At 63.8% G+C, this 13,763-nt stretch carries 9 protein-coding genes; 7 read left to right on the plus strand and 2 right to left on the minus strand.

The window, feature by feature from the left end; translation table 11 throughout:
- Nucleotides 1–16 precede the first annotated feature (16 nt).
- The 4 genes from C795_RS0111900 (at nucleotide 17) to C795_RS0111915 (ending at nucleotide 6,179) form a co-directional block, all read left to right on the plus strand.
- Complete coding sequence (locus tag C795_RS0111900) at nucleotides 17–1,411, plus strand: anthranilate synthase component I family protein (RefSeq protein ID WP_232225487.1); 1,395 nt, start codon at nucleotides 17–19, stop codon at nucleotides 1,409–1,411.
- Between the two features lie 103 nt (nucleotides 1,412–1,514).
- Complete coding sequence (gene leuS / locus C795_RS0111905; RefSeq protein ID WP_017793981.1) at nucleotides 1,515–4,046, plus strand: leucine--tRNA ligase; 2,532 nt, start codon at nucleotides 1,515–1,517, stop codon at nucleotides 4,044–4,046.
- A gap of 172 nt (nucleotides 4,047–4,218) precedes the next feature.
- Entirely contained in the window at nucleotides 4,219–5,199 is a 981-nt protein-coding gene (locus C795_RS17595; protein WP_083879259.1) for a ComEA family DNA-binding protein, read from the plus strand.
- Nucleotides 5,196–6,179, plus strand: coding sequence for a hypothetical protein (locus C795_RS0111915; protein WP_017793983.1), 984 nt, complete (start codon nucleotides 5,196–5,198; stop codon nucleotides 6,177–6,179). Before C795_RS17595 ends, C795_RS0111915 begins: the two co-directional genes overlap by 4 nt.
- Here C795_RS0111915 and C795_RS0111920 read toward each other — a convergent pair.
- Nucleotides 6,176–6,391: a hypothetical protein gene (locus tag C795_RS0111920; RefSeq protein WP_157487110.1), complete on the minus strand. Its 216-nt coding sequence runs from the start codon at nucleotides 6,389–6,391 to the stop codon at nucleotides 6,176–6,178. The two genes, C795_RS0111915 and C795_RS0111920, sit on opposite strands and share 4 nt — an antisense overlap.
- Nucleotides 6,392–6,414: 23 nt before the next feature.
- Nucleotides 6,415–6,639 carry a helix-turn-helix transcriptional regulator gene (locus tag C795_RS17270; RefSeq protein ID WP_017793985.1) on the minus strand — a complete coding sequence of 75 codons (225 nt, stop codon included), beginning with the start codon at nucleotides 6,637–6,639 and terminating at the stop codon, nucleotides 6,415–6,417.
- A gap of 187 nt (nucleotides 6,640–6,826) precedes the next feature.
- On the opposite strand from C795_RS17270, the gene C795_RS0111930 reads away from it, so the two are divergent.
- From C795_RS0111930 to C795_RS0111940, 3 genes are all read left to right on the plus strand, one after another.
- Nucleotides 6,827–7,039, plus strand: coding sequence for a hypothetical protein (locus tag C795_RS0111930; RefSeq protein ID WP_017793986.1), 213 nt, complete (start codon nucleotides 6,827–6,829; stop codon nucleotides 7,037–7,039).
- A gap of 253 nt (nucleotides 7,040–7,292) precedes the next feature.
- Entirely contained in the window at nucleotides 7,293–8,513 is a 1,221-nt protein-coding gene (locus tag C795_RS0111935; protein ID WP_017793987.1) for a sigma-70 family RNA polymerase sigma factor, read from the plus strand.
- Nucleotides 8,514–8,791: 278 nt separating this feature from the next.
- Nucleotides 8,792–13,609 carry an SdrD B-like domain-containing protein gene (locus tag C795_RS0111940; RefSeq protein ID WP_157487111.1) on the plus strand — a complete coding sequence of 1,606 codons (4,818 nt, stop codon included), beginning with the start codon at nucleotides 8,792–8,794 and terminating at the stop codon, nucleotides 13,607–13,609.
- The last annotated feature ends 154 nt before the right edge of the window (nucleotides 13,610–13,763 follow it).

Below are 13,763 nucleotides of genomic sequence, written 5' to 3' on the forward strand. Positions count from 1 at the left end.
CGGCTACGCTAGTACGGTGCAAGAATCAAGCGCGCGTGGTGTGCGGCAACCCATCCCCGGCAGCTTTGACGCCGAGACGCTCGCACGCACGCTCGCGGCATCCGGCCTGGCCTGGTGCTGGCTCGACGGGGAAGCCTCACCCGACGGGGAGCAGCCCGTCAGCTACTTCGGGGTCACCGAACACGTGTTCGAATCCGATCCCGGCGGCGAGCGAGACTTCCTCGAACGGCTCCGAGCGCCACATGTGGTGAGCGCACACCACATGAACGATGCATGCGACGCAGACGGTGTGGGCTTCCACTCGGGCTGGGTTGCCGCGCTTAGCTACGAGTTCGGGGTCTCCCTCGAGGGAGTGCAGCCGGCGCACGATTCTGAGGCGTCGGCCTTCGCTCTCCGCCTCGACGCGGTGCTCGCCCTTACGGGAGACGCACTCGAACTCCGCGCAGCCTCGCACGCGCACCTCGAAGCCTGGCGCGAACACCACGAGCATCTACTTGATTCCTTGAGGGGCGTCGCCCCAGGATCCCACCCCGGCTCGACCCTCACCTCTGCCAGCGCGCTCGCCGCAGGCACCGCCTCCTGGCGCCGCAGCCGGGCGCAGTACGAGAACGACGTCGTCGCAGCCAAGCGCGCTATCGCCAGGGGTGACGCCTACGTGCTCTGCCTCACCGATACTGCCACGATCGAAGGTAGATTCGATCCGGTCGATGTGTACGCGCGGCTGCGGCGATCCGGCACCGCGATTCGCGGTGGCATCATTGCCGCAGGCGACCGGGCGCTCGTGAGCGCGAGCCCCGAGCGGTTTCTCGCGGTGCGCGGCCGCGAGATCTCCACGCGACCAATTAAGGGGACGAGGCCGCGTAGCGCCGATCCGGATCGGGATCGCGAGCTCGCCACCGAGCTCGCGGCCGATGCGAAGGAACGCGCCGAGAATCTGATGATCGTCGACTTAATGCGCAATGACCTGAGCCGCGTGTGCGAGCCGGGGTCGGTGCGCGTGCGTGGGTTCCTGCACGTCGAGCACCACCCGCATGTGCACCAGCTGGTGAGCACGGTCGTGGGTCAGCTGCGCGCGGGCGTAGGGGTGACCGATGCGATCACGGCCTGCTTCCCCGGTGGCTCCATGACGGGCGCGCCGAAGCGACGCGCCGTCGAGCTGCTCGCCGTGCTCGAACACGAGCCGCGCGGGCTCTACTCGGGGTGCTTTGGGTGGATCGACGATCGCGGCGACACCGAGCTAGCGATGACGATCCGCGGTGTCGAGCTGCGCGGCCTCGGTGGCGAGCGGCCACTCGCGCTCGTCGGTGCGGGCGGGGGAGTCACGGCCGATTCGGATCCGGAATCTGAGCGTGCCGAGAAAGACCTAAAGGCCGCATCGATTCTTGCCGCGCTGCGCGCTGGGCCCGCCTAGCTGCACGCACTGGCGCGGTGCGCAAACGGGGAGCCAGCGCGCGGTATCCTTGACGGGTGTATGTCCGCTGTCGCGGACTCTCCCGAACAAGATCGAGGTGTGTGTGACTGAGCAGGGGCGTGAAGCCGAAGGCTACGACTTCAAGACGATTCAGGATCGGTGGCTGCCGGTCTGGGACGAACTGAAGCCGTTTGAGGTCACGGACGAGGCGACGGATCGCCCCACCAAGTACGTCCTCGACATGTTCCCGTACCCCTCGGGCGACCTGCACATGGGGCACGCCGAGGCGTTCGCCTTCGGTGACGTGCTCGCGCGCTACTGGCGCGGTCAGGGCTACGACGTGCTGCACCCGATCGGTTGGGACTCCTTCGGCCTGCCCGCCGAGAACGCGGCCATCAAGCGCGGCATCGACCCGCGCGACTGGACCTACGAGAACATTGCGCAGCAGAAGGCATCGTTCCGCGTGTACGCGCCGTCGTTCGACTGGAGCCGCGTGCTGCACACGAGCGACCCCGAGTACTACAAGTGGAACCAGTGGATCTTCCTCAAGATGTACGAGAAGGGCCTCGCGTACCGCAAGGCCAGCTGGGTCAACTGGGATCCGGTAGACCAGACCGTGCTCGCCAACGAGCAGGTGCTCGCCGACGGCACGTCTGAGCGTTCGGGCGCCATGGTCGTGAAGAAGAAGCTGACGCAGTGGTACTTCCGCATCACTGACTACGCGGATCGCCTGCTCGACGATCTCGATCAGCTCGAAGGCCGCTGGCCCTCGAAGGTGCTCAACATGCAGCGCAACTGGATCGGTCGCTCGCGCGGTGCCGAGGTTGAGTTCGAGATCGAGGGCCGCGAGGAGCGCGTGCCCGTGTTCACGACGCGCCCCGACACGCTGCACGGTGCCACCTTCATGGTGGTCGCCCCAGACTCCGACCTTGCCGGTGAACTGGTTGCGAGCGCCTCTGAAGAGGTGCGCGCTGCCTTCCAGGAGTACCTGGCCGCCACGCAGAAGCAGACCGAGATCGAGCGCCAGAGCACCGAGCGCGAGAAGACCGGCGTCTTCCTCGACCTGTTCGCGGTGAACCCCGTAAACGGCGAGCGCATTCCCGTTTGGGCCTCCGACTACGTACTGGCGGACTACGGCCACGGCGCGATCATGGCCGTGCCCGCGCACGACCAGCGTGACCTCGACTTTGCGCGCAAGTTCGACCTGCCCGTGCGGGTCGTCGTCGACGTACGGGACGAAGACGGCGTGGAGCTGCCCAATCCGGCCGAGAGTGGCGTTGCGACCTCGGGTGACGGCGTGCTTGTAAACTCGGGCGAGCTCGATGGCCTCGGCAAGACCGAAGCCATCGCGAAGGCCATCGCGGTACTCGAGGCTCGCGGCGCCGGCCGCGCCACGACCAACTACCGCCTGCGTGACTGGCTGATCTCGCGCCAGCGCTACTGGGGCACCCCCATTCCGATCCTGCACGGGACCGGCGACAACGACGGCGAAATGCGCCCCGTTGACGGCACCTCGCTGCCCGTTGAGCTGCCCTCGACCGAGGGCCTCGACCTGAAGCCCAAGGGTTCGTCGCCGCTGGGCGCCGCCACCGAGTGGGCGACCGTGGTCGACCCCGAGACCGGCGAAACCTGGAACCGCGACCCCGACACGATGGACACGTTCGTCGACAGCTCGTGGTACTTCCTGCGCTACTTCTCGGCACAGGACGACACACAGGCATTCGACCCCGCGGCCGCGAAGAAGTGGGGCGCGATCGACCAGTACGTGGGCGGCGTCGAGCACGCGATTCTGCACCTGCTCTACTCGCGCTTCATCACGAAGGTGCTGCACGACCTCGGCTACGTCGATTTCGAAGAGCCCTTCATGGACATGCTCAACCAGGGCATGGTGCTGCTCGACGGCGCGAAGATGTCGAAGTCGAAGGGCAACCTCGTCGAGTTCGCTTCGGAGCTCGGTGAGCACGGTGCCGACGCACTGCGCGTGACCCTCGCGTTCGCCGGCCCACCCGAGGACGACATCGACTGGGCCGACGTGTCGGTGCAGGGCTCGGCCAAGTTCCTGGCTCGCGCCTGGCGCATTGCCGACGACGTTGAGCGCGCTGGCGTTGCTGGTCCTGTTGACTTTGCGACCGGTGACAAGGAGCTGCGTCGCGCGACGCACCACCTACTCGCCGAGGCCCCCGGCCTCGTCGAGTCGTACAAGTTCAACGTCGTGGTCGCCCGCCTCATGGAGCAGGTCAACGTGACCCGCAAGGCCATCGACAACGGTTGCGGCGCGGCTGACCCCGCGGTGCGTGAGTCGGCCGAGGCGATCGCGGTGATCCTGTCGATCTTCGCGCCCTACGCGTCGGAGGACATGTGGGCGAAGCTCGGCCATGAGCCGACCGTTGCACTGCAGACCTGGCCCACCGCCGACGAGTCGCTGCTCGTTGAGGACGAGGTCACGATGGTCGTGCAGGTCGACAAGAAGGTGCGCGATCGCCTGACGCTGCCCGCATCGGTCACCGAGGCCGAGGCTGAGGCTGCGGCTCTCGCGAGCTCTGCCGTCCAGAACGCCATCGGCGACCGCGAGATTGTCAAGGTTGTGGTGCGCGTGCCCAAGATCGTGAGCATCGTCACGAAGCCCGCGGCGTAACCCTTCCGCTGTACTGAACCGCGGTCGCGGCCCTGAAAGGGGCTGCGGCCGCGGTTTTGTGTTGGGCCGACACTTCGTCCACACCCCGTCTATCTCTGCCGTGTGAACCGACTTGTCCACATGTGGCCCAGCCCTCTGGCGCCGCCTCGGTTGCGCGCACTACGGTGCCGGTATGCGCACCCGACCGAGCCCAGCTCACGCCCGGGAGGAGCCCCCGGTGCTCCACTCCGAGGACGTGATCGCGAGCGCCCGCTGGCGGGATCGGGTTGATGCGGGGTCAGGTGGGTCTGGCGATTCCGGTATTTCCGGGGGTGCCGGTGCTGCTGGCGGAGCCAGCGCGCTCGAGCGGGTTGCGGTGCTTCCCATACGGGGCCGGATCGCGCGTGCCGTGCGCGCTCCGGTGGTCGCAGGGGTAGCCGTGTTTGTGGTGGCCGTTCTGGCTGCCATCGGGATCTCTGTCGCGAGTTCACTCGGCGCACAGCTGCCCACCGGTGGGGGCGCCGCCGGTCAACCAGAACTGGGTGTCGGCCTCTCGGGCAGCGCCGGCCAAGGTAATGGCAGGGTCGACGGGAGTGGGGTTGACGCTGGCGCTTCCGGATCCCCAGGCGCGGGCTCTGCCTCGCAGGGTAACGCGAGTTCGGCTGAAGGCACGAAGTCTGCGAATGGGACGGGTGGGCCTCTCTTCGTGCACGTGGTGGGAGCGGTTGAACGCGCTGGCGTGGTCGAGCTTGAATCCGGCGCCCGCGTGAGTGATGCGATCGAGGCCGCCGGAGGTGCGAGCGAGAAGGCCGTGCTTGCCGGGGTTAATCTTGCGCGGCTGGTGGTCGACGGCGAGCAGCTCCTCGTGCCCGACGAGGAGACGCTGGCCGCGGGTGGCACGGCGGGGACTGGAGGCAATGTGAACGCCGGTGCCGCGGACGCTTCGGCCGCAGCGGCGGGGGCTGCTGCGGGTGCAGGCGAGCCCCTCGTCAACCTCAACACGGCGGACGCCACACTTCTCGAAACGCTACCGCGGGTCGGCCCGGCTCTGGCGGGTCGAATCATCGATTGGCGCGAGCAAAACGGCGGTTTCGCGAGCGTTGACCAACTCCTCGAGGTGACCGGAATCGGAGCAAAGACGCTGTCGGGCTTTCGAGACAGGGTGACGGTATGAACGGTGTGAATCGTGTGAACCCCGTGAACACTGTGAACAGTGCGCTGGTTCAAATGCCGCCCGCTGCCACTGTTGATGCAGTGGGCCCAGTCCCTCGGGCTCCGCCGGGGCTGTGGCGGGTGCTCGGCCCAGCCTGCGTGACCTGGGCCGCAGTGGCCACGGTCATCGCGTTTCCGGGTACCTGGTGGGTGCTGGTCGCTCTGGGGGCGGCATTTGGGGCCATGGCTATAGCGCTGGGGTTCATGGGCGCTGCGCGGATGAACCGGGCACTGCTCGGTGGCGGGGCCGTGTTGGCAGCCCTGCTGCTCGTGGTCGGAGCCCGGGTGGGCATCGAGGAATCGCACCGGGTCGCTGTACATCTTGAGACCGCGGTTGCCACAGGGCAGACGCTTGATGTACGGGTGAGGCTGAGCGATTTTCCGCAGCTCGACTCGGTGCCTGAAGAAGTTCTAGACGGGATTGACCCGGCGCCCGGGCCCGTCTCAGGTTGGGTGCCGGGCGAACTGGTGGGGGAGGAACACCCCACCAAGGTCGTGCTCTGGTTGCAGCGCACCGATGTGCAACCCCCTGATCAGCCCTCCACCGGCCAGCCTGATCCGGTAATCGTCGAAGACTGGGCGCCCGGCACCGAGCTCCTTGTCACCGGAACGCCCGTGGTGCTGGGCCCGACTTCCGGCGCGGCCTATGGGATCCGGACTCAGAGCCTGAGCCAGTTCATGCCCGCGCCCGCCCCGGCGCAGTTCGCCGCGGGGCTGCGCGCCGAACTGCGCGACACGGCCGCGACAGTTCCAGGCGCGGAACTGGTGCCGGGCTTCGCGGTGGGCGATACCGCGCTCGTGGGTGAGACTCTCGACGCGCAGATGCGGGCGAGCTCCCTCACGCATCTCGTGGCGGTTAGCGGGGAGACTGATCGCCAAACAGATGAGTCGGGGAATTCCTCTGCATCCGGCAATATCGAGGCTATCAGGGCCGCAGGTTAGAGGTGTTGGCGCATGAGCCCGACGACAGTTCTCTCAGCGGCCACAGGGATCGGCGGCGCAGTGGCCGCTTGCTGCGCAGCCCACCGCTCTACTGGGTCGAGGATGAACGTCTCTGGTTCAAGCGGGGGAGTGTGTTCGCCGGAATCAGGGAGCACCCGGTCGAGGAACTCGTCAACGGAGGGGGTTTCGGTAGTGGCTGTCAATGTGTCCATGTATTTCGAATGCGCGGCCGACATTACGCTGCCTCCGGCTCGTGCGGAGATGGTACGAGTCCGCGTTCCAGCCACGCGATCACATCGCTCTCGCGGTAGAGCACCGTCTTGCCGCCGGTCGGTTTGTAAAACGGCAGCCCGCCGTGGTCGTCGCGCGCTCGTAGCTCGCGCAGCGTGCGTCGGCTGAGGTGGGTCATCTCCATTGTCTCGGTGATGGAGAGAAAACGGTCAGTGGTTCTCTGGGCCATGCCATGCCTTTCATCAGGGCGGTGCTGCATGGTGCTGCACCGTTCGACATGACACATACGGGTCTGGGATGACGCGTAAAGCCCCACACGCGGCGTCGCCAGATGCTCCGCCCAGGCACCCATGCTCCGCGGCCGCGCATACCCTCCCTAGCCATCGCACCGTGCGACGGCCAAAAGGAGGGACACCATGACGCACCAGTTCGCTATCGAGATGGACGACGTCGACGCAGACCGCTACGGCGTCGTCCACCGCGCCGGTTGCCGGCACCTGATCGACCCGGAGCCTCTTGGCGCTGACTGGCGGGCTGGCGTTGCCTCGCTGGGCACCGATTGGGAGCTGGAAGTTGAAGATGACGCGATCCGCGTCGCGTCGTGCGCCCGTCGGGCTTCTCGTCGCTGAAGCGGAAACTGTACTCGTCCGGGTACGTGCGCCCCTCCGGCTGGTTCGGGGGCTGGCGCTGCCCTCCTTTGCCGAGCACTCGCTGGCGCTCTGATGTCGTAGCATTCATGATCCGAGTGATGTGCGGTCGCAGGCTGTTTTCATGGCATCCTCTAATGGATTCAATATTCGATTGCGCAGTATGTAGGATGTGGGAAATAGCGGGTTCGGGGGGGACCGCTGAATTTGTTGCGCCGCCTAGGAGGACTCAATTTTGGCTGCTCACCCATCTCCGAGACTTGAAGACAACGCCACCATCAACCAGGACGCAGGCCTCGAAGCTACGGGCAAGCACACCATCGAGGAGACACAGTGGTGCGAAGCTATTCGGAGTGACCCGACATCCACTGACGCGCGGTCGGCGTTTGATCAGCTATACAGGCGGTATCTCGAACAGGTGACCCTGCAAGCCCGTTCTATGACGAGGGATCCGAAAGTTGTCGAGGACCTCGTATCCGGCACGTTTTCGACGATGCTCCAAGCGCTCGTGAACGGTGCTGGGCCAACCACTTCGGTGCTCGGATACCTGCTGACTTCGATGCGCAGCGAGATGATCAGACTCTCCCGGGTCGACGCGCCGCTGGTGTCATACGAACCCGTCACAATGAATGACCTCCTGACAGAGACCACTTCAGATTTCAGCGAAGCGCTCGCGGATCGTGACCAAATCGCGCGGGCATTCAACGAACTGTCGACTGAGGCGAAACAAATTCTGTGGCTACTCGACGTGGAGCAGCGGCCGCTGACAGAGGTGGCTGAGCAGCTCGACATTTCTCTGGGCACGGCTCGCGTGCGTTCTCACCGCTCCAGGAAGCGACTGGGCACCCTGTACCTGCAGCAGTACGTTGAGGCGTCCAGTGCAGCCTGCTCGCCCGTAGCTTCGCTACTTGCGGAGGACCTGCGATCAGAGCTGGGCAAGCGAAACACCGTGCGGGTGGAGCAACACCTGGAAACATGCAAGCACTGCTCGCAGCAGTCCGAAAACTTAAAGGCGCTGTCGAAAGGGCTCCGGAGCTTCCTAGGCCCCGCGCTCCTTGGAGGTGCGACGGCGGGAGTTGCCGCGACATACGGCGCTAACGCGACAGGGGCAGCGGCAGCGGCCCCTGGGTCCTCGAAATCTGCAGGCACGACGACGAAGAAGCTGGCCGTCTGGGGTGGACTAGCCGCAAGCGCAGTGTTGATCGCAGCTGGATTCTTGCTGCTCATGCCGAACGAAGACGCTGACCCGTCGAGGGGCATTCCAGAGGATTTGCAGCACTCAGCAGTTGACCCTCGGCCAAACGAGCTGGGAAAACTCGCGGACCCCACACCTGATCGAGAGCAGTCAGCTCCGGGGCAGGACGATCCGAATGACCCGGCCCTGACGGAGAAAAGCCCCGAGCGGGAAGTGTCGGGCGAGGCTGATGACACCACTCCGAATTGGAAGCTCAGATAGCGGTATCTGAGGTAAGTTCCCGCCCACAGTGAGGCATGGAACACGACAAAACTAGAAAGTTTCAAAACAGGTGTAATAAATCAGAACCTTTTGACTCTTTATCTTATGACGCCAAATTCGGCGTGCCCGTAACTGCGGTGCGACGACGTCTAATTTCTCATGACTAGGGGGCAAGAATGGCCTTTTTACGACGGCTGGGAGATCCAGCCACAACGGGGGAACAGCTCAAAATATCGGGACGGGGTGGAAAGTTCACAGCCTCAGCCTTGGCGCTGGCATTGACCTTCACCCTCGCTCCGGCGACAGTTTCGTGGGCGGAAAGCGACGCAGGTACTGAGCCTGATGCTCCGGTAATCGAAGGAGAAGCGCCAGCCATCGACGGCGCTCCTGAAGTGCCCCAGACGCAAGCTCCGACTCCGCTCGATGCTCCTGAGCAGAACCCGGTGCCGCTGGGGGCGGCATCGATCGAACTCACGATGCAGCAGCTGACCGGCACGACTCCCTTCCAAGGGAACAACGACCCCGGAAATGACTCCGGCGATGACAACCTGGTGATACGCACGAACGACACGGTCACTTACAACCTCGGCATTCGTTTCCAAGGGGCAGACCAAACCGCCCCTACGGTGACCTTTGATCTGCCCCGAGGACAGGAGCTGCTGGCACTGCCGCCATTCTGCATCGCGGGCAGCTCATTGACGCCGGATTCGATTCCCGCCCCGCCAGCGACGCTGACGGAAACCTCATGGGAGTCGCTACCGAGCCAGACGGTCACGTGCGTGCTCGAAAATCAGTCTGCCGGCACGTCGCTGAACTATCCGTTTGCCGCGAAGGTGCGTCCAGAGGTGCCGAACGGCACGCTCATGGATCAGGTGACCTTCAACGTGTCGACGGACCAGGTGAGCACGCCCAAGGCGACCTCACCTGAGCAAGTAACCGTCTCGGCCGCCGCTAACTACGACCTGTCGAAGCGCGTGGATTCCAGCGAGGCCAACAAGGGCTGGACATGGCAGGGAAGCTCAGCCTGCCCGGCACCTCATAAGGACGAGGCTTGCCGCTTGGTGAGTTTCCCGGTGTCGATCACCGTTCCATCAGGAGGCAAAGGCTCAACTCCGCTGACCGGCCCCATCTCTTTCACCGAAAACCTTGAGCCGGCTTCGTTCTATGGTGCCAAGGTGTGGGAAGAGATGGTCGCTGCAGCAGGATCTGAAACCGAGGCTAAGAAGCTCTACGGAGCACAGGTTCAAGGTCTTACTAGGGCTGCGAAGGGTGTTGGCGTCAGCACGGTGCTGCCTTTCACGCGCGCGAGCTTGGGAGACCTGAGCAACTCGGTGCGAGAAAGCGGTACAGCAACGTTCACCGGTGCTCGCGGTGAGGCCTCGGTGGTAACTCTCACCGGCACGGATAGCTCAGCATTCACCGTGCCGACCACTTCAGGGGATGGCAAAGCGCTTTCCGCCGATCTCGGCTACATTGTCACCTACCAGCTTGATATTGCGGTCCCAATTGCAGCCGTCACCAAGTTCGGCAAGCAAGGAACTGTCGCAACTGGAAACAGCTTCACTCTTCCCGTCCACAACGTGTACACGGACTTCTCCGCAACTGCGTTGGACGGAACACCTGTCACCGAAGCAAACACCGACAACAATGAACGTGACGTGACGATCAAGGTCGAGACCGGCTTTGGGTTGAGCAAGTCGTTCACTGGAGTTTCGGGAGTTGATGGCAACACCCCATCTAGCGTGTTCTGGCCAGGAGGCCACTTCTCAGGCCCCCCTGGATCAGGTCTCCTCAGGGACGGAAACACGGTAGTCATGCCGGGCCAAGGGGTGTACTCGATCGTGCAGGCCAGCGGCACCTCCATCGCTGGAAGTGGAAACACTGACACACTTGTATTGTGCGATGTTTGGGACGGCGACAGGCTCTCCTTGGCTGCCCACCCGGACTGGTATGGGTCAAGCACTTCGGTGTTTCCGAGCAACGGTAAGCCAGTCTTCCCTGCGCATATGCGGTGGGGTAATGCCACACGTAACCCGGACTTGATCGGTCAGCCCGATAGCGCGGTGGGTGGCCTCAAAATCGAATACAGCTCGGGTAATGCTGGTCCGGGCAAGGACTCTGATTGCTCCAGTGGAACCTGGTCTGAAAACCCCGACGACATTGCCGCTCCTGTGCAGGATGATCAGGGTCGCACGGTATGGGACGGCATCAATAGGGTTCGCGCTACCTGGGTAGCCACATACCCAGCGGGAACGACCTTTAGCGACGTCGCCATCCTCTTGGGCATTGGTCAGGTAGTCAAGGACAGCAAGTCCGACGAGCCAATCGGCAACTGGGCTTCTCAGGTCACTGCACCCGGCAAGCAGGCCTCAGCTGAAGACGTGTTTGGCAACGCGGACGTGCGCAAGATCAACACCCCGACCTACAACCCCGAGACCCACGCCGGCACGCTCGGCGACCGCCTCTGGCAGGGCAGTGCTCGTGTCCGCGTGCACAAGTACATCGAGCACCCCGATACTGGTGAATTCATCGACAACTCCGTGCCTCAGTTCACCTCGGGCAGCTCAGTGCGCTACCGCCTGAATCCCTCCCTCACAGGTGACGTATCAGTCGCAGGCGCAAAGGAGCAGGTCACGATTGAGGACTGCCTGCCTCTCCACCAGGTGTTTGTTGGTGCGGAGCAGAACGGTGCAGCGCTGGCGCCGGACACGATGCAGATGGGTGCGCCCGCAGACTCTGAGCTCACCTGTGCTGACAACCGTCAGTACGTGAAGTGGAACCTTGGAGCACTACAGGTCGGCCAGGTTATCGATCCGATCATCGTCACTGCTGAGATCCTCGACGTGGCTGGCAACGGCACCTACACGAACGACGTGGCTATCTCGTCGCCCGCGGACCCGGCTCCGATCTCGGTGCGCTCGGATGACGTGCAGCTGCAGCTTGTGGTGCCGACCGGCATCAAGATCGCGAAGACCGTCGACCCTGGTGTCGTTGAGGTCAATCCGGCAGATGTGACTACTCCGCGTACGCTTACCTGGAGCGTGCAGTTCGCGAACATCGATAACCCGGGGAGTATCTCGAACGTTGACGTGATTGACGTGCTGCCGACTAATGGACTGAACGGCAACGCTTTCACGGGATCCTTGCGCCTAGACTCTGTGATCGCTGCAGTAGGTACCGGCATCAAGGTGCTGACGACGAAGGCTGATCCTGCATCGCTCGCGTCGGATCCGAACGACGCATCCAACCTGGCTGACGGCAGCACCACCTGGTGTGACGCTGACGGCAACGTGGTCAGCGGAAGCGGTGCGGTGGCAGACTGCGCCGCCAACAACGGTGAAGTCACGGGGCTCCGGTTCCAGCGTTCTGGCGACTTTGCGCCGGGCGATGATTTCCGCATCGACATCTCGATGACCCCGGTCGGTAATGCCGGTGGCGATGTGTACCAGAACATCACCGCCGGTCGCGCAGACGGCGTCACGCAGGCTGTTGGCCCCGCACTGCGGGAGGTCACCGTGATCTCTTCTGAGATCGGTGATTACGTGTGGAACGACCTCAACAAGGATGGTGTGCAGAGCGCAGACGAGCCTGCTGTCTCCGGCGTACCGGTGACGCTGTCGGGCACTGACGTGGACGGCAACATTGTGTCGCTCTCCGCGGTTACCGACGCGGCAGGCAAGTACCTCTTTTCTGGCCTTGCCTCGGGTGAGTACCAAGTCACCTTCGACACCTCCACACTGACCGGCTTCTCGATCACTGATCAGGATGCCGGGGACGACAATGCACTCGACTCGAATGCCGACCCGGCTACCGGGAAGAGCGCTCGATTCGAGCTGGCGAAGAACTCGCACGATCACACGATCGACGCGGGCCTGGTGCAGCACTTCGGTGGCTTGATCATTAACAAGCAGCTGGAAGGTGCTGGCGTGGGAGAGTTCTCCGGTCAGGACGTGCTGAGTTTCAACGTGGCCTGCACGGTCGGGAACGACACCGTGTTCACGCAGGATGTGACGCTGAACGTGGACGGCAAGACCGCGGTGACCTCTGACGAGCTCGCCCCGATCCCAGCCGGAGCCACGTGCGTCGTGACTGAAACCGCCGCGGGTAACGCGGATCCGGATTCGCTTCCAGATCCCGTGACCGTCGTGATCCCGTGGGATGCGCAGGCGGCTACGAGTGGCACCGTCACGGCGTCGCTTACCAACTTCTACTCCGCGGGCACCATCCAGGTCGAGAAGTCTCTCGCCGGCGATGACATCGCTGTAGAGGCGGCGAAGGGCACCGTGTTCGAGGTGCAGGTGACCTGCCAGGTCGAGGAATCCAACTCGGCCGGCGACCCCGTACGTTCGGACGTGTACTCGGGCATTGTGAAGATCAAGGGTGGACAGACTAAGTACCTCGTGGATGAAAACGACAAGCCGCGTGTGCTGCCTCTCGGCGCCACCTGCTTCGGTGAAGAAATCTTCGCGGGTAATGCGTCTAAGTCGTCGATCAAGCACGACTCCTTCGAGAACGGCATCGTCGTAAAGAAGGGCACCCCGAATGATCTTCAGGTGCTTACTCTGGATGTGGTGAACACGTTCGACAACGCTCAGCTCACGGTATCGAAGACGGTCGTAGGTGCAGCACCTCGCACCGCGTACGACTTCGAACTCGCCTGCACCATCCCCGGCACTAACACCGAGGGTGCGCTCGCAGACGTTTCCTACGAGCTTGCAGCAGATGATGCGAAGTTCAGTCTGCGGGATGGCGACAGCCGGACGATCACCGTTCCTGCTGGAGTCACCTGCCAGGTCGTGGAAACCAATGTGCCTGACGGCGTGACGGTCTCGATGACCGACAGCGACGAGAACACGGCTGGCAAGGGCAGTGACGGCATCGTCTCGAACATTGCCGGCGACAAGAACACCGTGGACGTGGTCAACACCTTCACGCCTGCCGGTGGGCCGAACCACGGTCCCGGCCTGTCGGTTACGGGCGCGCAGGGGCTTGCTGGCCTCGGCCTTCTCGGCGCTGGCCTACTGCTGGTCGCAGGATTGGTCTTCATGCTTCGCCGCCAGCGACGCAATGAAGAAGCCACTCTGATTCAGGAGTAGCTCGCCGAAACGTCGGAGGGATGGCACCACTTACATGTGCCATTCCTCCGCCGTAAGGCCGCGTGCGCGCAAACCCGGTCACGCGCACACCACAGTTTTCCCGGGTTCAACGCCCGGGAGTTATGCCCGCTGCAGCTCAACCAACGATGTACCG

The sequence above is a fragment of the Leucobacter salsicius M1-8 genome (assembly GCF_000350525.1).
GTDB lineage: Bacteria > Actinomycetota > Actinomycetes > Actinomycetales > Microbacteriaceae > Leucobacter > Leucobacter salsicius.

What these genes read in the sequence shown, in the direction of transcription:
- C795_RS17270 (WP_017793985.1), bottom strand. Translation starts at nt 6,639, where the DNA reads ATGGCCCAGAGAACCACTGACCGTTTTCTCTCCATCACCGAGACAATG.
- C795_RS17595 (WP_083879259.1), top strand. Translation starts at nt 4,219, where the DNA reads ATGCGCACCCGACCGAGCCCAGCTCACGCCCGGGAGGAGCCCCCGGTG.
- C795_RS0111915 (WP_017793983.1), top strand. Translation starts at nt 5,196, where the DNA reads ATGAACGGTGTGAATCGTGTGAACCCCGTGAACACTGTGAACAGTGCG.
- C795_RS0111930 (WP_017793986.1), top strand. Translation starts at nt 6,827, where the DNA reads ATGACGCACCAGTTCGCTATCGAGATGGACGACGTCGACGCAGACCGC.
- C795_RS0111920 (WP_157487110.1), bottom strand. Translation starts at nt 6,391, where the DNA reads ATGGACACATTGACAGCCACTACCGAAACCCCCTCCGTTGACGAGTTC.